This is a genomic window from Acinetobacter sp. FDAARGOS_494, assembly GCF_003812225.1.
Classification (GTDB): Bacteria; Pseudomonadota; Gammaproteobacteria; order Pseudomonadales; family Moraxellaceae; genus Acinetobacter; species Acinetobacter baumannii.
Genome location: NZ_CP033866.1, coordinates 2459292 through 2480609, shown reverse-complemented (window position 1 = coordinate 2480609; position 21318 = coordinate 2459292). Strand labels below are relative to the sequence as shown.

At 37.2% G+C, this 21318-nt stretch carries 15 protein-coding genes and 1 pseudogene; 8 read left to right on the top strand and 8 right to left on the bottom strand.

What is annotated here, in order from left to right; translation table 11 throughout:
- Positions 1-3: 3 nt before the first annotated feature.
- Together EG365_RS11950 and ndhC are read right to left on the bottom strand one after the other, a co-directional pair.
- Positions 4-681, bottom strand: coding sequence for a NuoB/complex I 20 kDa subunit family protein (locus tag EG365_RS11950; protein WP_000878003.1), 678 nt, complete (start codon positions 679-681; stop codon positions 4-6).
- Between the two features lie 6 nt (positions 682-687).
- Entirely contained in the window at positions 688-1239 is a 552-nt protein-coding gene (gene ndhC, locus EG365_RS11945) for an NADH-quinone oxidoreductase subunit A (protein WP_001274550.1), read from the bottom strand.
- A 427-nt stretch (positions 1240-1666) separates the two neighbouring features.
- Here ndhC and EG365_RS11940 point away from each other — a divergent pair, with 427 nt between their 5' ends.
- Positions 1667-3088 carry a sensor domain-containing diguanylate cyclase gene (locus EG365_RS11940; protein ID WP_001147032.1) on the top strand — a complete coding sequence of 474 codons (1422 nt, stop codon included), beginning with the start codon at positions 1667-1669 and terminating at the stop codon, positions 3086-3088.
- A gap of 92 nt (positions 3089-3180) precedes the next feature.
- Positions 3181-3534, top strand: a complete 354-nt coding sequence (locus EG365_RS11935; protein ID WP_001047855.1) for a hypothetical protein — start codon at positions 3181-3183, stop codon at positions 3532-3534.
- Between the two features lie 22 nt (positions 3535-3556).
- On the opposite strand, the gene bfmS is transcribed toward EG365_RS11935, so the two are convergent.
- From bfmS to EG365_RS11920, 3 genes are read right to left on the bottom strand one after another with little or no spacing between them, the layout of a single operon-like run.
- Positions 3557-5206, bottom strand: a complete 1650-nt coding sequence (bfmS, locus tag EG365_RS11930; protein ID WP_000472465.1) for a sensor histidine kinase BfmS — start codon at positions 5204-5206, stop codon at positions 3557-3559.
- Between the two features lie 32 nt (positions 5207-5238).
- Complete coding sequence (gene bfmR / locus EG365_RS11925; protein ID WP_000076438.1) at positions 5239-5955, bottom strand: response regulator transcription factor BfmR; 717 nt, start codon at positions 5953-5955, stop codon at positions 5239-5241.
- Complete coding sequence (locus tag EG365_RS11920) at positions 5952-6158, bottom strand: hypothetical protein (protein WP_000143214.1); 207 nt, start codon at positions 6156-6158, stop codon at positions 5952-5954. Before EG365_RS11920 ends, bfmR begins: the two co-directional genes overlap by 4 nt.
- 329 nt (positions 6159-6487) lie before the next feature.
- Here EG365_RS11920 and EG365_RS11915 point away from each other — a divergent pair, with 329 nt between their 5' ends.
- The 6 genes and pseudogenes from EG365_RS11915 (at position 6488) to EG365_RS11890 (ending at position 15993) form a co-directional block, all read left to right on the top strand.
- Positions 6488-9322, top strand: coding sequence for a ribonucleoside-diphosphate reductase subunit alpha (locus tag EG365_RS11915; RefSeq protein WP_000111540.1), 2835 nt, complete (start codon positions 6488-6490; stop codon positions 9320-9322).
- Between the two features lie 55 nt (positions 9323-9377).
- Positions 9378-9512 carry a hypothetical protein gene (locus EG365_RS11910; RefSeq protein WP_000465010.1) on the top strand — a complete coding sequence of 45 codons (135 nt, stop codon included), beginning with the start codon at positions 9378-9380 and terminating at the stop codon, positions 9510-9512.
- Positions 9513-9649: 137 nt separating this feature from the next.
- Positions 9650-10933: a ribonucleotide-diphosphate reductase subunit beta gene (locus EG365_RS11905; RefSeq protein WP_000025829.1), complete on the top strand. Its 1284-nt coding sequence runs from the start codon at positions 9650-9652 to the stop codon at positions 10931-10933.
- Positions 10934-11175: 242 nt separating this feature from the next.
- Positions 11176-11463 (top strand): annotated as a pseudogene (locus EG365_RS11900) (chromate transporter); the annotation flags it as partial.
- A gap of 275 nt (positions 11464-11738) precedes the next feature.
- Positions 11739-14078, top strand: coding sequence for a sensor histidine kinase (locus EG365_RS11895; RefSeq protein WP_000019725.1), 2340 nt, complete (start codon positions 11739-11741; stop codon positions 14076-14078).
- 1 nt (position 14079) lies between these two features.
- A complete protein-coding gene (locus EG365_RS11890) occupies positions 14080-15993 on the top strand; it encodes a hypothetical protein (protein WP_000805411.1) in 1914 nt (637 codons plus the stop codon).
- A 2-nt stretch (positions 15994-15995) separates the two neighbouring features.
- On the opposite strand, the gene EG365_RS11885 is transcribed toward EG365_RS11890, so the two are convergent.
- Genes EG365_RS11885 through EG365_RS11875 form a run of 3 tightly spaced genes read right to left on the bottom strand, consistent with a single transcriptional unit; the run spans position 15996 to position 21080 of the window.
- The gene (locus EG365_RS11885) at positions 15996-16838 is read right to left on the bottom strand and encodes a phosphoadenosine phosphosulfate reductase family protein (protein WP_000134740.1); all 843 of its coding nucleotides are present in this window, start codon (positions 16836-16838) and stop codon (positions 15996-15998) included.
- Positions 16835-20143 (bottom strand): hypothetical protein, encoded by a 3309-nt coding sequence (locus EG365_RS11880; RefSeq protein WP_000038711.1) that lies wholly within the window; start codon positions 20141-20143, stop codon positions 16835-16837. Before EG365_RS11880 ends, EG365_RS11885 begins: the two co-directional genes overlap by 4 nt.
- Positions 20136-21080 (bottom strand): DUF4007 family protein, encoded by a 945-nt coding sequence (locus tag EG365_RS11875; RefSeq protein WP_001033777.1) that lies wholly within the window; start codon positions 21078-21080, stop codon positions 20136-20138. Before EG365_RS11875 ends, EG365_RS11880 begins: the two co-directional genes overlap by 8 nt.
- Positions 21081-21318 lie beyond the last annotated feature (238 nt).

Sequence of the window (21318 nt, the reverse complement as noted above, 5' to 3'; positions counted from 1 at the left end):
AAATTATTTAATCTCATCCATAGAGCGTAAGTTTTTAACGGCAATACGCTGCGCATTCTTACGATCACGTTCTGGCATCATCTTTGGCTTATACACTGGCTGAAGATCATCACCAATCACGGCAGAAAGCGGGCGTCGCTCTAATTGAATCTGGTCTTGTAAAAGCATTAATGCTTGGATTAATGCTTCAGGACGAGGCGGACAACCTGGGACGTACACGTCAACAGGAATAATTTTGTCTACACCTTGTACTACTGAATAGATGTCGTACATACCTCCAGAGTTTGCACAAGCACCCATTGAAATAACCCATTTAGGTTCTAACATTTGTTCATACAAACGTTGGATAACCGGAGCCATTTTTACAAAGCAGGTACCTGCAACAATCATCAAGTCAGCCTGACGAGGTGAAGCACGAATAACCTCTGCACCGAAACGGGACAAGTCATGCACGCCTGTTAAGGTCGTTGCATATTCAACGTAACAACATGATGTACCAAAGTTAAATGGCCACAAAGAGTTTTTACGTCCCCAGTTTACTGCTGTATGCAAGACATCCTCTAAACGAGTCATGAATACGTTTTTATTCACTTCCTCTTCAAGTGGATCTGTCACAATTTGACGATCTTGCAATGGATATTGATCAGCATCCGGATTCGCGCGGGTCAGAGTATATTTCATCCCGACTTACTCCTTTTCAGATGACAATGCAGGTGTAGTTTTTGACTTAACACGACCTGATGATTGGGCTGGAATCTGGCCTGTAGGGTCAGTTACGAGCTCTTCAATAGAGTTAAAGCGTGTAATTTCAGCAATGTTCATTGTTGGTGAACCGACTTTAATCTTCTCACCTGCTAATTTACGGCGATCTGCCGGTGCCCAACTTAAAGCACCTACAGAGAAGGCATAAACAAGCGCAATTAATAGGTCAACGACAAAGATTACGACAGTGGTATAACCCAACCATCCTACTTCACGCACCGAAGTAGACCATGCATAGAGGTAAAGTGCCTCTAAGTCGAAAACAACGAAGAAAATTGCAACTAGATAGAACTTTGCAGACAGGCGAATGCGAGCGCCACCAGCACTCACGACACCTGATTCAAACTGCTCTTGCTTAGCACGTCCCCACGATTTCCCCCCGAGGAGTAAGGGAACTGTGAGCATAAAGACGCAAAGAAATGTAACGCCGATCACGAAGGCGATAATCGCCCAGTCGTATGGAGTAATGGCACTCATGCGGGGATAACTCCTGGCAGGCCTATTATTTAACAAAGAATGTATGTATTGGCCTTCAAATACACCAAACACAAAATTAATCCCGCCAATTGTACCTGATTTCTAATTTCCCTTGCTAGTTGAAGCGTCTTAGTCTTTTGGATGATTTTCCAATCAAAAGTAATCATCTATGTCTTGTAGAGGGGGTTTCACCGCTTATAATCGGTTTATTTGATAGTTTTCGCACTTGTAATGATTTTTTTCATTTTCTGATTTTTAATATTATTTGCACAATTGCTCAATCGGTCAAATTAAACACCTTACTTTTTTATAATATTAATCGGTTTTTTATTGTATTCATCTTCCCCTCTGAATTATGATGAATGTTTAATCATGCATTAATATTTTATTACTCTTGGATAAGAGTGTTTATCATTAAGGGCAGCTGATGCCATACTCACTTCGTGAATTTTCATTTTCTACCTCCCTGAAATTTTTTCTCTTATTTACCATCATTATTACGCTATGTTGCTTTATTGGAATTGCATCTCGTCCTCTTAGTTTTCTTGCTTTTTTCTGGCCTGCTAACTCGGTATTTCTAGGCCTATTGCTTCGATTTCCACAAACACGCCAAATAGGTAGTTTCGCTGGTGCTTTTACCGGTTACATGATTGCCGATTTAGTTAATGGCACACCCCTTTTTCTCACCCTTATTTTAACGATATCCAACTACCTGTATGTAGTAACGACTTTAGCACTCGCAATATTGTTTAATCGCCATATAAAAGCAGCCTATCAAGGCTATTCTTATTTACTCTTATTCGCACTATGCGGGATTGGCAGCATAACCGGTGCTTTGTTTGCAGCAACTTTTGTGCCTATGTTTAACACCAAATTTATGATTGGTAGTTTTTGGGCCGAATTTGGTTATTGGGTTACATCAGAGCTTCAAAATGCTTTATTGTTGTTGCCCATTATTTTAAACATCCCCCCTTACCTTAAAATAAAAAACCACCTTAAGGGTAATCGTATATATATCAAAGCGATTGATTTTTTGCCTTTATTCGCTGTTTTAATTTCGATAGGAGTGAGTTATTACGACTCGGGTCCAGGTTCCCTACTCTACCCCATCGCCGCATTAATCTGGTGCGCTATCCGCTATAAACCCATTATTGTTGCTCTCATTACATCCTTTACCAGTGCATATATTATTTATCATGTCTCAGGGCATTATTTATTACTGTATCCGCAAGACTATTTAGGCAATACCATTTCTATACGTATAGGGCTGATCATGATGACGGTTGCGCCACTTACCGTTTCCAGTATTAGCGCACTCCATTCTGAATTAATTCAGAAGTTACAACATGCAATTGCCCATGATGAACTCACCTCAAGTTTAACTCGACGCCAATTTTTACAGTCAGTCCGCCTACTCCAAGAAAAAGTACAAAAGGAAAATAAGACCTCTGCATTTTTTATGTTGGACGTCGATCATTTTAAAAAAGTGAATGATAGTTATGGCCACTTAATTGGGGATAGAGCCTTACAGACCTGTGTAACGACCATACAAAATATTTTACATCCTCATGACTTACTAGGACGTTTTGGTGGAGAAGAATTCGCAATTTTTATTCCGGATACCACCAGAGAGGCTGCCTTTGAACTCGCGGAAAGAATACGCATTCAAATTAGTCAGCAACCGATTTATGTATATGGCAAATTACCCATCTTTGTGCAGGTAAGTATTGGTATTAGCTTATATTCTCCAAGCTATCACCGTTCTATTGAAAGTTTGTTTAAAGAAGCAGACGATGCGCTCTATCAAGCAAAGCGCCAAGGGCGTAATAGAGTTTTTATTTCTTTGTAATATTTCCAAGTCATCATCTAGTGTAATGAATTTTATACAATATCTTCTGTTTTGCCATGTATGCTAATAACAGATAATAAGGAGAAAAATGCATGAATCTAGAATATACGCATAAACCAGACTATTACTTGTTTGCACAATTACTGGTGCGACATATAGAAAGCTATATTCATAAACACCCAGATGCAGATAATGCCATTTTTGACTTGCGAGATGTCTATGAAATTTTTAGGCAAGATTTCGCATCAACCACAACAAACCTAGAAGGCATTTTACATATTGCAGACTCATATAGAGTTGAGACTTTGAATGGGGATCAGCCTCTTATTCAGAAATATCAAATTGATGCTAAAAATAATTCGCTCTTGATTGACTTTAATACAGATGCACTCAATAGCCTGAGAAGCGGCAAACCTATTTTGGAACCTGATGCAACTCAGTTATAAATGAAGCAATAAAAAAAGCACCTTATGCAGGTGCTTTTTTATTGGTCTTTAATGGCGGTTGTTTAAAGCGATGTGCTGGCCAAGTCATAATAAAGCGTGCGCCTCCCAAACTTGGACTTTCATCTACCTTAATTTCCCCACCAAACCAGTAAGCAATACGACTTACGATAGAGAGACCCAAACCATAACCGCCAGATGCACGTGTACGGCTATCATCTAAACGGGCAAAGGCTTCAAATACACGCTTGCGGTCTTGCTCAGGAATACCCGGTCCGTCGTCTTCGACACAGACAAAAGCCATGCCATCATTATGAATACCGCCCGTAATCCGAACTTTGTTATCACAATAACGAACTGCATTACCTACTAGATTTTGCACGACACGGTGAAGGTAACGACGCTCTGCATCTACTTTCACATATAAAGGCGGTGGAATAAGTTCAATTTCTTTCTGTGTTTTTAAAGCCTCAGTTTCAACTGCAACCTGATCCAACACTTCGAAGAGTACAATTTCTGCAAAATCTAGTGAAGGTGTACCCTGCTCTAGTTTTGCATAAGTCATGATTTCATCAATTAAGGTATTGAGCGCTTCAATATCTTTATCAATCATGTCGACCTGATGCATACGATGATTGTAATCATCTTCTTCGGCTAACATTTCTGTACCAAAGCGAATACGTGCCACAGGTGTTCTGAGTTCATGAGATACTGCTCTCATTAACTCACGTTGAGCCTCAATCAAACGCTGAATATGGTCAGACATATTGTTATAACTTGAAGCCAAGTTTGCCATTTCATCGCTTCCCTCAATAGGAACACGCAGTGACAAATCACCCGATTTCATACGGTTTAATGCATAACGCACCTGTCGGATTTTGCGCTCTAACGGCAAAATCAAACCGTAAACACCTAGACTTAATAAGAATAAGCTAAATAAGGTAATACCCGCCGAAAGCTGTAAAGGCATCCAGTTAAACATTGGAACCGGACCCAGCACTAACACTTGCGCAGGATGATTCGGTATTGGAGACACAATCGAAATGGTTGTACCGCGCACTGTTGCGCTATCTTTGTACAACATGACACTTTGGTCTTGGCGCAAACGTCCAATCTGTTCAGAATCCAGATTTACATCTTGAATATTTTGAATATTGATCGGATATGAGAAATGCTTTTGAATCTTGGCAAGATATTCTTGTTCCTGCCCCGGATAAAACATTAAATAGTCGAGCACAAAAATAGGAAGAGCCTTCATTTGGCGTTCAGTAATTTTGTCGACTTTTATAGATAAGTAATGTTGTGGGTCGTCACGTAAGCCAATAATGACATATGCAATGCTATTGCTTGCATCGTAACGAACTACAGATTTTTGTGCTTCTATCCGCTTTTTCTCGGTCCGAGACAGCTCAACCTTACTTGCATCGGTATAATAAATTGGAAGTTCGAGCAAATCAGATGCGTCAGAAATCCAATCTATTTTTTGCTGCTTCCCAGGTTGTCGAGCGACTCCTTCACTAATGACATAAGAAATACCATCAGTTAAAGATTCTCGGTATTCTTGTGCGCGTTGGTAGTTGATAATTTGTACCAGTAAATACCCAAAAACAGCTACCAAAACAACAAGAATTACCAGCCCCGCATATATTCGCAGGAATATACTGTGTTTAAACACTCGACCAACCTTATAGGAAGTTTAATCAGATTTTACAATCCATTGGTTTCTTTAACAAACAAGTAACCTTTACTACGTACAGTTTTAATACGTTTTGGATTTTCAGGATCATCGCCAATTTTTGGACGAATACGTGAAATACGTACGTCAATTGAACGGTCTTGACCATCATATTCGATACCACGTAAACGTTCGAAGATATCTTCACGCGATAAAATACGGCCAGCGTTTGATGCAAGCAACCATAACAAGTCATATTCAGCACTTGTAAAGTCAACAAGCTCACCGTTCAACGTTACCGAACGGCCACCATTGTCGATGACGAGGTCGTCAAACTCAATACGTTGAGCAACTTCATCTTCAACAGTTTTATCCATACGGCGTAACAAAGCACGAATACGCGCTAATAATACACGTGGTTGAACTGGTTTCGCGACATAATCGTCTGCACCCATTTCCAGACCAAGTACCTGATCCATATCTTCAGTACGTGCAGTCAACATTAAGATTGGTTGATGATAGTGTGGGCGAACTTCACGACAAACGGTTAAACCATCTGCACCCGGCAACATGACATCCAAGACCACAAGATCCGGTTGCTCACTAATAATACGACGAATTGCACGGTTACCATCGGTTTCTACACCAACTTCCAAACCATTACGGATTAAATATTCTTGAGTTAATCGCGCTAAACGCTCGTCGTCTTCAACGATCAGAATCTTTGGTAACTTTTCTTCTTGGCTCATATCATTGCCCCTATAAATCTCATTACATGTATCTTAAAAATCTTGCAGATACATTCGTTTATCATTTGCAATATACACACGTTTACATTGTAAACAAGTAGGCGTTCACCAAACTGATACATGACAACCATGTTTTGTTGCATTTTATTAATCTTTGAATTTTCAGGTATTTTTATTATCTGTTTATTGTTCTTAAATGTCATAATCTATTCATATTTCCTATGTATGAATATTAAACAAATTATTTCTTCACTAAATTTAAATTCACTCAAGTGTTTGTTTTTTGAGTTATCCACAAAGTTATCTATAAGTGTTTTTTCACAGCTTTGGTATGCTATCTCCCGACAAATCATACAGATAAAAAATTACTAAAAAGTCAAGATTGATCTACCGTAAAAAATCCCGTATCTTGTGTTGAAAATAAACTTTAACTACTAAGTCTTGTGTTTATCCCTCAAATATCGTGGCATGTTTTTTGCTCGGTTCAAACGGTCTATGAACATAACAAAAGTGACAATGGAGCTATGCTGGCATGAGCGTAATTACTTCGACTCCCGGTCAAATTCAGGTGATTAAACGCACCGGAGATGTTGCTGCATTTGATGCAGAGAAAATTTCTGTTGCGATTGGTAAAGCTTTTCTTGCTGTGGAAGGTCAACAAAGTGCGGATTCGAGCCGTATTCACGACCGTATTACCCAACTGACGGAAATGGTACTGAACACTTTCACTCGCCGTTTACCTTCTGGCGGTACCATTCATATTGAAGAGATTCAAGATCAAGTTGAACTTGCACTGATGCGTACTGGGGAGCACAAAGTCGCTCGTGCTTACGTTATCTATCGCGATCAACGCGCAAGTGCCCGTAAAGACACAAATTCTAATCATCACCCTACCTTGCAAGTTACCGATGCAAACGGTCAACTTCAACCACTTGATTTAAGTGCACTGCAAGCAACTGTAAATCGAGCTGCTGAAGGCTTAGAAGGTATTGATGTTCAAGCAATTATCGATGAAACCGTTAAAAACTTATATAACGGCGTAAAAGAAAGCGATATTGCTACCACCATGATGATGGCAACACGTACACGTATTGAACAAGAACCTAACTATACATACGTAACTGCACGTTTGCTTCGTGATGAGTTGGTCAGCACTGGCTTAGCATTCTTAGGTTTACCGGCCGATACAGCTGAAAACAATGCACTTGAAGCATTCTTGAAAAAAGGTGTAGAGCTTGATTTGCTTTCACCGGACTTGCTTAAGTTCGATCTAGAAAAACTAGCAGCGGCAATTCAACCGGAACGTTCTAACCAGTTTACCTACTTAGGTTTACAGACTCTATTTGACCGTTACTTCATCCATTCAAATGGCGTTCGCTTCGAATTACCACAATTATTCTTCATGCGTGTGTCAATGGGTCTTGCACTTAATGAGCAAGACAAAGAAGAGCGTGCAATCGAGTTCTATAACTTGTTGTCTAGCTTTGACTACATGGCATCTACGCCTACCCTGTTTAACTCAGGTACATTACGTCCACAGCTTTCAAGCTGTTACTTAACAACGATTGGCGATGACCTTTATGACATTTATGGTGCAATGCGTGACAACGCGATGCTCTCTAAATGGGCAGGTGGTTTAGGTAATGACTGGACACCTGTACGTGCCTTGAACTCTTATATTAAAGGTACAAACGGTAAATCTCAGGGTGTTGTTCCGTTCCTTAAAGTTGCGAACGATACAGCCGTTGCGGTAAACCAAGGTGGTAAGCGTAAAGGTGCGGTATGTGCGTACTTAGAAACTTGGCACTTAGACATCGAAGAATTCTTAGAACTTCGTAAAAACACAGGTGATGACCGTCGTCGTACTCACGACATGAACACTGCAAACTGGGTTCCTGACCTATTTATGCAACGTGTGTTTGAAGATGGCGAATGGACACTATTCACTCCGTCTGAAACTCCAGACCTACACGATTTAACTGGTGCTGAGTTTGCTGAACGCTATGCATACTATGAGTCTGTTGCGAAAGAACAGAACATGTTGCACAAGAAAGTACGTGCGAAAGACTTATGGCGCAAAATGCTTTCTATGTTGTTCGAAACTGGTCACCCTTGGATCACGTTTAAAGATGTTTGTAACTTACGTTCACCACAACAACACGTTGGCGTAGTTCACTCATCTAACCTATGTACTGAAATTACGTTAAACACCAACCAAGACGAAATTGCAGTATGTAACTTAGGTTCGATCAACCTTGTTCAACACGTTAAAGGCGGCGTATTAGACCGTGAGAAGTTAGCGCGCACTGTTAAAACAGCAGTTCGTATGCTCGATAACGTTATCGACATTAACTACTACGCTGTACCACAAGCGAAGAACTCTAACTTGAAACACCGCCCTGTTGGTATGGGTATCATGGGCTTCCAAGATGCGCTTTACGAAATGGGTATGGCTTACGGTTCTGATGAAGCTGTGAACTTTGCTGATGAGTCAATGGAAGTGATTAGCTACTATGCAATCCAAACTTCAAGTGACTTGGCTGTTGAACGTGGTGCTTACTCAACATTTAAAGGTTCATTGTGGGATCAAGGCATCCTTCCAATCGACTCTTTAGAAATTGTTGCGAAATCTCGTCCAGAACGTATGTTTGAAGTTGACCGTACTCAACGTTTAGATTGGGACAGTTTACGTGCCAAAGTTCAAAAAGACGGTATGCGTAACTCAAACGTAATGGCGATTGCTCCAACTGCAACCATTTCGAACATTTGTGGTGTTTCTCAGTCTATTGAGCCAACATTCCAAAACTTATATGTGAAATCTAACTTGTCTGGTGAGTTCACTGTAATTAACCCTTACCTTGTTCGCGCATTAAAAGAACGTGGTCTTTGGGACACAGTGATGGTTAATGACCTCAAACACTTTGAAGGTTCAGTACAAAAAATTGCTCGTATTCCTGAAGAATTAAAAGCAATCTTTGCAACTGCGTTTGAAGTTGAACCACGCTGGATTGTTGATGCTGCATCACGCCGCCAAAAATGGATTGATCAAGCACAATCTCTTAACCTTTACATCTCTGGTGCAAACGGTAAGAAACTTGACATCACTTATAAGATGGCATGGTTACGTGGTCTTAAGACGACTTATTACCTCCGTGCGTTAGGCGCAACATCTGCTGAAAAATCTACAATTAACACAGGTGCGTTAAACGCGGTTAAACCTGCAACTGTAGAAGCAGCAGCACCTGCGGCAGCTCCAGTCGTAGAAGCGAAGAAGCCTGAAGCTGTTGAAGAAGACGGCTTCACTCAAGCAGCTCCGGTTCCTATGGCTTGTTCAATCGACAACCCAGATTGCGAAGCTTGCCAATAACATTCAATAAAGTTGCTCTTTAACAAAAAGAGCAACTTTAAACGAGGTAAAGATTATGTTTTTTCATCTCAGCCATAACTATATGCTTGGTGTTGGAATCTTAATCTTTGCCTTTATTTTCTTTTATACGCCTATGGTTTACGCCTTTTTTAAAATCCGTAAACAACAGCGTAAGCAAAATAAGTTGTAGGGATAATGGACCAAAGGCCCAAAATTTGGTCATACATCAATAAAACTTAATTTTGTTTACACATTATGAGCGTATAGTAGTGACATCTTCGTTTAGAGATGTCGAACATAGATATATACAACGAAGAGAGAACAACAATGTCTATCCTTAGTTGGGACGATTTTGAAGATGATTCGCAAAAACCGGCTGCACCTGAACACAAGTCTGCGCCCGTCAACCCGGAAAAAACGCCTGATTCGCAGAATGTATCTGCTACGCAGCCATCATCGCAGAGCGTGGCAGCTCCACAATCCACTGGAACCCATTCCGTGCGATCAACAAATCCAACCGATTCAATGGCTCGAGCATCTGAAGCCTTAGAACATTTGGATGTTGCTCCTGGCCTTGAAGAGTTAGAAATGGGCGCGCAACGCGTTCAGGTTGACGACAAAGCCATGATTAACTGTCGCGCCGACTTGAACCAGCTTGTTCCATTTAAATATGAGTGGGCTTGGCAAAAATATCTAGATGGTTGTGCAAACCACTGGATGCCTCAAGAAGTGAACATGAACCACGATATCGCACTTTGGAAGTCTGAAAATGGCTTAACTGAAGATGAGCGTACGATCGTTATGCGTTCTTTAGGTTTCTTCTCGACTGCGGACTCTTTGGTTGCGAACAACCTCGTATTGGCAATTTACCGTCACATCACGAACCCTGAATGCCGTCAGTACATTTTGCGTCAAGCGTTTGAAGAAGCAATTCACACTCACGCTTACCAATACTGTATCGAATCTTTAGGTATGGACGAAGGCGAAGTCTTCAACATGTACCGCGAGATTCCATCGGTTGCGCGTAAAGCAGCTTGGGGCTTGAAATACACTCAATCATTAAGTGACCCTACTTTCCACACAGGTACGCCTGAAAACGACCAACGTTTACTTCGTAACTTGATCGCGTTCTACTGTGTTCTTGAAGGGATTTTCTTCTACTGTGGCTTTACTCAAATTTTGAGTATGGGTCGCCGTAACAAGATGAATGGTGTTGCTGAGCAGTTCCAATACATTTTGCGTGATGAGTCTATGCACTTGAACTTTGGTATCGACATGATTAACCAAATCAAGATTGAGAATCCTCACCTTTGGACTGCCGAGTTCCAACAAGAAGTGATTCAAATGATTCTTGAAGGTACGATGCTTGAAATCGAATATGCACGTGACACAATGCCACGTGGTGTATTGGGTATGAACGCAAGCATGATGGAAGAATATTTGAAATTCATCTGTAACCGTCGTTTATCTCAGTTAGGTTTACCAGAGCAATTTGCTGGTGTAACTAACCCATTTGCGTGGATGTCGGAGATGATGGACTTACGTAAAGAGAAGAACTTCTTTGAAACTCGCGTAACTGACTACCAAACTGGTGGTGCGTTAAGCTGGTAAGTTTTACTGCTTTCGTCACGCGACACATGAGTTGACATTTACGACACATGTAACAACATTATGCGACACATGTAATGCCACTGATATAAAAAATCTGACTTAAGGTCGGATTTTTTATTGCTCACAATATCGTAAGGCGACATATAAGTTTTCCTTAACGACAAATAAAATTTCCTTGAAATAAAAAATAGAGCCTAATAGCTCTATTTTTTTATTGAAAATTAAGCTTGCAATATAATTACAAATCCTTATGGTTAATTGCTGCCATCGCTTTCTTTGCAATCTTTGTTTTAAATCTACCATTTCCACTGATCGTTCTTACGGCAGGACTGACGGGTTATTTTACAAGTAAGAAGTATCCTGAACTCTTTTCTAGCAATGCGGGACACAAGAAAAGCCAAAAAGATTATGGTATTGCTTTAATCGATGACGACACACTAACACCAGATCATGCAAAATTTAGAGGGTTACATCTAGTTAAAATTCTGATTATTGCGGCCCTTCTCTGGTTTATTCCCGTGCTTGGGCTTGACCGCTAATTGACAGTTGATGTGAGATTTTTGACGCATATTTCGAGATAGTTATAATTCCTCTATCATGGGATACATAGGTTGAAACTTACCATTACGCAACATATGTAATGACATTAGAATAAAAAAATCCGACTGACGTCGGATTTTTTTAGATATATTTAAGCTTATCCTATACTTGTAAAGCTAAAACCAAAAAAACAGAATATAATCTTGTTAAAAATTTATAGTTGGGCTTCAAATACCCCTAAATCAATATTAGAGATTAATCATTTATGAGTCATTCATTTAAAGTTGCAGCTAGAACCTTACGCCATTTAGGAGGAGAATTAATAACTTCTGATGAAATGGCTCTTAATGAATTAATTAAAAATGCTTTTGATGCGGGATCAAAGAGAGTAAAAGTATTTATTAACTACCCTATGAATTTAGCAGTACTCTCAAAAACGCTAGAAGATTTCACATCTCTGAAAATAAATAAAAACAAAGCCTTAGAGCTAATAGAGATCAATACCAAGCTCTATATCAACCCACTCAACACGGCCCCCCTCTCTACTTTTCTAACTTATATTGACCAAGTATTAAATACCATTAATGAGCAAAATAAACCTAATATACTCTCTGAAATTAAAGATAATTTTTACAATATAAAGATATGTGATACTGGTCATGGAATGACCGAATCAGAACTCGAATCAGTTTTTTTAACAATTGGTACCCCTTCTAAGTTATCACAGAAATCAAATGGAGATCGTATTCTTTTAGGAGAAAAAGGAATAGGCCGATTATCTATGATGAAGCTAGGAAATAAGGCAACTGTAATAACTAAAACAATTGATGATCAAATATGTAATTCAATATCTTTTAATTGGCAAGATTTTGACAACCCTGATTTGTATCTTGATGAAATCACCATTGAAACTCAAAAAATTAATTATCCAGAAACATTTATAACTGGCACACAAATTCATATCACCGAACTATTATCTGATTGGAGCTTAAAAAAAACAGAAATATTTGTAAAAGAATATATTCAAAGACTAAGAAGCCCTTTTAGAGAAGGGAAGTCTGATTTTCCAATAGATATTTTATTAAATGATACCAGATTAAATATAACCCCTATCCCAAGCTGGTTAAAAGAACAATCAAGCCTACAGGCAGAATATATATTTGAGCCTTCTCAGATCAATTCAGCTCTTCATGGAAGTTTGATATGGAAAGATTCATCAGCACCAGATATTAGAAGTTGGTCTATTGATGATCTATCTAGAATACTAAACACTTCAAGTTCACAATTAAATCTTTTAGGACCGCTTAAAATAAAGTTTCTCTGGTTTAATCGTAAAGATCTAATTGGCACCATAGAAAGAAGTCTCAAAAATATTAAAGAAGAGTTAAATTTATGGGTAGGCGGATTTAGTATTTATAGAGATGGTTTTAGAATAGGATTTACGGGTGGATTAAATGATGATTGGCTAAAAATGGATAGCAAGGCACTTAAAAGTCAAGGTTATACTTTCAATCGCTATCAAACTGTTGGTGAAATATCTATTAGTAAAATAAAAAATCCAAATTTAAAAGATACAGCAAGTAGACAGTCATTAGTTAATAATAATGAATTTGAACTACTACAAGACCTCATATCAGAAATAATTATTAAAGATACAAAAAGTCGAATCGAAGATAGAAAAAAAATATTAGAAATTGTTGCAACTGATGCATTCATAAAATCTTTAGATAAATCTGATGAATCATATAAAAAGGCTAGTGAAGCCTTAAATACATTATCAAAAAATGGAAGCCAGGAGGATAAAGATATTATTGACATGGCCCAAAATGTTATGAAAAATCAAAATGAGCTTATTAATCAATTGAATGCAAAAATGGAAAAGGCTTTCGAAACCAATACGGACATATTGGAATTAGCAAATTTGGGACAAATGGTAGATATTATTGCTCATGAATTGGCTCGTATAACAGAGAATACATCAAATCTTTTAATTCGATTAAAAAATAGCGAAGACAATAAAGAAGAAACATCAAATATAATGAATGAATTGCGTAAACAAATAATTGCAACTGAGAAAAGAATTAGAAGTATTGATGTATTAAGCCCAGCAGTAAGACAAAGAAAAGAAAGTTATGATATTACAGCGCAGTTTAAAACAATACTTGAAGGATACGCACCTAAACTTCAAAGACATAATATTAATTATAAAATAACTGTTGATGACTCCTCTGAACTAAAACCAGTACAGGTTACGATGGTTAGAGGATTAGTAGCACAAATTATGGAAAACTTACTGACCAATTCAGTATATTGGCTTGACCAAGGGTTAAAAATTGGCGAAAAAGAAAAATTAATTGAACTCAATATTGAGAGCGATACTAAAATTATATATATCCGAGATAATGGCCCAGGGGTTGACCCAGCTTATCATCTAGATATTTTCAAGCCCTATTTTACAAATAGAAGAGGGGGTAAAGGCCTTGGATTATATATAGCCGCAGAAATTGCAAAATATCACGAATCAAAATTATATTTGTCTAATGAAATTGAACAAGATGGAAAGTTAAGAACTTTCATCATTGAATTACCGAAGAGTTCTATTTGATATGAAACCAACCTCACAACCAAGCAAAAAGAAAATCCTTATCATTGATGATGAAATTGAGGGTATTTCTCTCAAAAAAGCTCTTACAACTGCTAAAACATTCTTTGAAGCTTTAAGAGATCCTGATAGTGAAATTCGGGAGGAAATGGATAACTTTCTGAATAAGCATCAAAACCAATTTCAAAATAAATTGGAAACTGATGGTACTGTTCATGAGGCTTTTTTTAAAGAAGTAATTCTTTCTGATAGCTTTAAAAATAGCCTATCCACAGTTTCATTAACTTATAAATCTCTTTCAAGCTTATATCAGGAAAATGAATGGCTTCTTCGTATCAAAGGGCTAATTACAAAAGCATTTCCTACTGACGTCTATGACGTTAAATATTTAGAAAATGTGGACAATATTAATATTGATGAATTAGATCAGTTTGATTTATTAATAGTTGATTGGTTTCTTGAAAATGGTTACAGCCAATCTAGTGATCTACTTCTTAAGCTTTCAGAAAAAGATAACCTTCCCGCAATTATTTTATTAACTAGTCATGAAAATATATTAGAGTCAAATACCAAATCTGACTTTTATATAAAAACCAGAATTAGTGGTGCTGGTTTAACGATATTAATTAAAAAAGAAATTAGGGCAGAAAGTTTTGGCTATATTGGATTAAGAATGCTGGCTGAGAAAGCCATTAAACAAAGACCAATAGCAAATGCAAGTAGGCATTATATTAAACAATGGGAAAACGTTTTAGAGTCAGCCAAACAGAATACTATTAAGTCTTTATGGCAGTTAGATACATTTATTATGAAAAGTATTCATACAGATGCTATTTCAGACTCCCAACCATATAGCAATCATTTTCATGATTTCATTTCACGTGAACATTCATGGCATATGGAAACTAATACCACACTAAATACATATGCAGAAAATTTAGGAACCGCACTTAATGAGCACAATTACAATGATTTATTAACACATCATTCAAATGAAGACTCCATAACACTACATAGAGAGTTATTACAACATTATTCTTTCCAAGGTGGTGTTAATACATTCAAAATCCATGACATCACTAAAGATGAACTTCAACAGAAGATTTTAGAAAAATTACCATTTGGAGCTGTACTAGTACATGGAGACAATTCAACCTCAGATTCATACGAAGCTTTCGTCAACATCACTCAACCTTGTGATCTAAGTGGCCTTATTCGTAACCAACCAAATAATTCATTAATATTCATGACATTATCATTAAAAAAGAGATTAGTAAAAAACTCTATGTTTTTTGATACATCAACCTATCATATTTATGGACTTACTTTAAATGATACTCTCTATGACATGATTCCTAAAAATAAACAACTAGTAGGTATAAATTTTAATGAATTTTATCAAAAATTTAATAACTATAAATTAGTTGGAGTCTTACGTAATGACATAACTATGAGTTTACAGCAAAGTACTGCAGCCTCCATTATTAGACCAAGCCAACCTAGGACAAACAGACCATGTTTTGGTTTAGCCAAACTATTTCTTATTTCATGTTCATCAACAGGAGAAAAAAAGTGTATTAGTTTCCCTAATGAAATTGAATTCTTAGGTTCAACATATAAATTAGATAAAACTAAAAATCTAATACAAATTATAGGAAATAATTTAGCTTCAGCTGCTTTTTGGGTATGCCAAGAACTAGAATTTCAAGACAATTCAGATGAGTTTAATAACACTTATAGGCTCTTTCATGAAAGTATTGATATCTCAAAACCATCAAACATTTCTCATCAGACTACAGTAAGAATGCTACCAGTGGACTCTTTTGATGATCATTCACAAGCAATACAAGGTATCCAAGATAAAATCCATAGGAATAAGAATACAATTTGCTTAACTTATGAAAAATTCCACGATTAAACTTATTTATGGCAAACCAAACAAGCCCCTGCCCCCTCGTCTTCCAAGTATAGATCATCAATATCAATAGTATCTATTCTTTGGGGGCGCAGTGGATTAACAGGTTTTCGATGCATAGCCCTTTGTTTTCTTAGCTCATAATCTTTATAAATTTGCGCCAACCGTTCAGGTTTTTCAAGATCACTTAGAGATTCTCCTCGCGTCCAAGTAAATGGAGAGCCTGAATCTATTGCTGTTTTCTCATATGCCTTTGCGTCTTCAAATGCCTTAGGATGGCGTTCTTTTAATCTTGCCCATTCAATTTTTTGTTGAAAGAAACAAAACGTACAACCACTTCTAGAACGCCACTCATAATAAGCTGGCAGTCCAATACCAGAGGACTCTAGCAAATCATAAACGCCTGGCTTATCAATCCCATGTTCACGAAAAGGTAATTTAACTTCTAGGTTTTTATGTTGAGACACTAAACCTTGACGATGATCTTCATCTGCACGAATTGCAACATAGCTATATACTTTATCTCCCTGATCTAGCCATGGCTTAATCCACTTTTTAAAAGGTGTGAGCTTTAATTGTCTGGTACACCACCGGGTCTGTGCACTAGGCAAAAAATTATTATACTGACGAAGCCAAAAATCAAAATCACGATCGCCATTAATATATTCGATTTTCTGACCTAAAAAACCTTCAAGTTTTGCTAGAAACTCATAAACTTCAGGAAGTTCTTTACCTGTATCAGTAAAAAAATAGCGTATTTTTAGTTCGGGAAAATTTTGACGCATATAGATTGCAAGAGCTGCACTATCCTTCCCTCCTGATAATCCTAGAACATGATGTTCAGTCAAGCCTCACCTCCATTTATATGCTGTAGCTCTTGTATGACTTTAGAACCTGCATCAACTAAAGCAGCTAGGAACACTTCTTTTTTATATTGTCCGTTTTCTAATGCCTTAATTAACTGCTTAGATAGACCTTCAATATCATTAGCATCATGTTCAGAAACATCAAAAGAGCCTGTTATAGTTTGCTTACCACCCAAAACAATCCCTATAGCCTGTCTAGTTGGTTCTCTCTCACGGATACTAGCAAAAACCTCAAGACGTCTAAATTCAGTTGCCCATGCAATAAGTTGAAGCTCGCCCGCATCTATATCATGGTCTGTCCATGTATCACTTGGCTTACCAAGTGCCAACATTAATAAGCCTTCTAACTCATGAGTATATCCACTATAAGATGCCATACGAGTAATAAAAGCCTCTAATCTAAACTCAGCACCAATCCCAGATATATTTTTTGCTCGCAGATGCAGTAAATCTAAATTAATATTTTGTTGATCTAAAGCAGTGAGTAAATTTTTCTCTATTTTACGTAATCTAATTTCAAAGATAGAAATAAGTTCATTGATGACTTCTGAGGTACGTTCAACTATTAACTCTGCATTAGTAGACTCAAATACAGCAGGTAAATCAGTAAATAGTACCTTATGGGGATCTGAAGCATGTAAAAGCATATCTCGAATAACTTTCGCTTCTTTAGATAGTGAATTAGTTTTACGAGTCCAAGCTGGGAGCCCAAAAACTATTGATACTAAGGCTCTAGCTGAGTCTAATGGTTCAACCTTAACTGGATAGCTTAACTGTGATGATAAAGAATTAGCTAAGAGCTTCAACATCTTTTTCTCACTAGTTTTAAGCTCTACAAACCTCCAACTGATTCTTTTAGGTGACTGTAACCATTCATCAATTGATGTTTCATTTAAATCTGGGGTAAACATCCCATCTGTATAAACGGCAATATACTGTTTATATGAGATAAAAAAAGCCCAAACTAAAATTGGCTGTAAACCTTTCTTTACACCAAAAGGAGCTTTAGATAATAAATCAAAAATTTCAGAGAGATTGACTACACCCTTTGCTTTTCTTATGAAATCTTTTATTCCATTCCATACCCCAACAATATTACATGGATCAAATTCTGCTTCAGGTGCACATATCTGCCAAGTATCATTTTGATAACGATGAATATTGAAGGCCTTAATAGTTGTTCTATAAAGGCTGGCAGCTGCAGACATATTCTCAAAACCTAAGTTTTCAATATTGTCATTCGCAAGTAGTGCTCTTAAAAGATCTTTCTGGGCTTTAACTGCACTAGCTGAAAGAGTATTTCTATTGACAAGTTCACTACTAACTTTAGGTGATAAATTAAAAATTTGATCAGCCAAGTCTGATGCTATTTTGGACAGACTGCCAGTAAACGTCTGCTTACCCCACTGCCATAAACAATTATTAAAAGCATATTTTAACTCATCATTCAAAGTTTGCTTGACGAGTTGAATTCTTGCTAACACTTCTCTCATAGCAATACTATCAGAATGCAATTTGAGGCTATTATTTCTAATAAACTCTAAGCTTGCGAGTTCCTTCGCTAACCCTTGGATATTATCTCCATTTTTAGGGAAACCAATTAAGACTCCTTTAGCAAAAGCTTTTGAAACTAATTGCTCATTCTTGCCTATTTCATCTTTATCTTTAACAATAATATCAGGAATTACAAGTAGGAACTCACCAAAAGCACTTCCTTGAGTCTGGAAAGAGTCAATATGCTTTTTCACTTCTCTTTCAGAAATAATAGAACAGTTTAACCACCTCATAGCCCCTGTATTCCAATAATGTCTACGAGCCGTTATAGGGGTAAATGCAAGGGTATTTTTTAATTCTTTATAATCAACATCCAACACATTTGAAGTAGCAGTATTTAGTGCAGCTTCAATATCAAAATCACTTCCTGCATAAACACCCCAAGCACCTATATGTTTTCTAAAAATTAAAATTGATGCTCTTGCTAAATCATTTAAGGCATCATGAATTTCAGTAATAGATGCGTTAGGCACTGAGCAATTCAATAACTGATCCTCAGCAACGAGTCCTGATCCATTTCTAAATATTTCGATAAGAGCAATTGTTTTAACTAAGTTTACATGAACATTTGAAAAGATCGCCTCAGCTCTTTCAATAGCATCCACACTGATTGACCATCTATGTCCATCTACAGAAGCTAGTATTGCTTGTTCGAAATTACCCCGTAGATAGTCCCAAAATTGATGAGGCCAATAATAGTCAAATATCTCGCCATCCATTCCTTGTAATACTTCAGAAAATCCTAGCGGCTCTACCGAAGTTAAAAAGCTAAAGATACTGCGTTCATTCTGACCAAATTTTTTCCTTGATGCAGGTCCTAACATAACAGCCATTACAGGGTGAAGTGGCCAACATGCTTCTAATAAAACTGAAAGATTCGATACAGCGCTTGGTCTTCTTTTGTGAATAACCTTGGAGACATTTTCAGCAACTTTTCGTGCTTCTTCATATTGAGTCTCAACATGAATCGCCTTGCCTATTAACTCCAGAGTTTCATCCGTATTTGTAACTAAAGGAATATCAATATAACGGCCTTGTACTTTCGCCCACTCTTGTTGAACGTTACTTCCTAACTTAGCTGCATATTGCTCAAAAGATTGATGCAAAATCCCGATAATAACAAGATTTCCTTTACATCTTGCCGCTGCTTCAGCAAGGTCCTGATAGAATCCTATATCTTCTCCAGAATATGCTGCATATTCTAGAAATTTTCCAAGTTCATCAATTAATAATAAAACCCCAGATTTTTTTGGCAAAACCTCTGCCAACTTAACCAATTGATTTATGACAGAATCTTCTTGATTAATTAGTGATTTATATTGTTCATCTATGGAGTTTAACGTCGCCTGAATTTGCGATTCAATCGAAGTCTTTTTCCCTACTATCGGCAATACAATCCAAGGTTCATCTGTGTAGAAATATTGCTTAATACCAACATTTATTTCATCACCCAATATAGAGCGTGACAAATCTCTAATATCTTTCTTTTCATTAACACAAGAAGCTAAAGTTAAAGCAAGAGATGACTTTCCACCACCATATGGTCCTGTCCAAGTAAATGCTTTCTGTTGTGACTCCAGTAAATAACTACCTGTAATATCAAGTAACTGTTTTGCAGGAGACTGTAAAATGTAACCACTTATTGCATCTGCTCGACCTAGATCAGTATCTAAACGAATTGAGCGTAAGAAATTACGGTGTACTGATACTAATTCTGATAATTTCTTACTCATACGCACCTCTTAAAATTCGCATTTTTACAGATCCCCAAGTTTCTGTACCAATTCTACTCACCTGACGAATTCCAGAACTATCAGTCCACTGCAAATAATTATTAGTAATCTCTGAAATTCTTGAAAGACGATCGCCAACGGCACTTTCATCTAACTTGAATACTCGTCCAGGAGATCCGTAGTCATGAGCAATTAAATTAAATGACAAAGTTTTTTGAGAAGTATTAGTAATCAATTCCCATTGTTCCCAAAAATCTAGTAATGCAAATGCAAAAACCTGATCAGGCAATGAATATTGATTTCCCCTATTAAAACGGTATTGCCCTTTACTAATTTCTGATAGTAAACCGATTCCTGCAAGTAAAGGTTCAATATTGTCCTCTGTGTCATGCGATGAAAAATAACACTTCATACTTGTCGTTATATCAGTTGATAACGTGACATCAGACCTGCCTTTCTGATTAGATAGAGCTAGATCGGAAATGAGCTTCTTCACCTCCAACTCAGTAAAGGTCTGATTTTGAATAAAATTATAAATAGAATAAATAGTTGCTGTACGTCTTGCCCTTCCGGCTAGTAACCAATGTAATAACCAAAGAGTAGCTTCACTTTCTAAATATTGATCGACGCCACTTTTCTCATCAAAGAGTAAATATCCAATTTCTCCAATTTCGAATCCATTCTTATCCGTATGTTCTCTAATAACATCACAAGCTAATGCCCAATGTTTAATAGCCGCAACCATATTCTTACCAACACCAAATCGCTCAATAGCGTCAGGAGCTGAAAAAACGGTTTTAGGAGCATAATCACTATCAGCTTCATAAAACTTAAAAACTTGGTGATATGCCTTTTTTAACCACAATTGACGTAAAGGAAAAGTTTCATGCCCTGAAAACATAGGCTTCATGGTCGAAGGAAAATTTATTTTATTCATTGGCTGGTGATTCTATCCAGTAACTATTGTACTTACTGGGACATTCTACCAGTAGAAACAATAAAACTAAATTGAATCTCTAAGAATAGTTACGAAGACTCAGCATAATGATTAAGAAGTGACCTCTATTAAAAACTGATAAGATGCTACTTAATAATTTATATAATAATTCACTACTTACATCATCCTAGAATCAAAACTCTAAGTTTAATTTTTCAGAATTATACATAATATATTG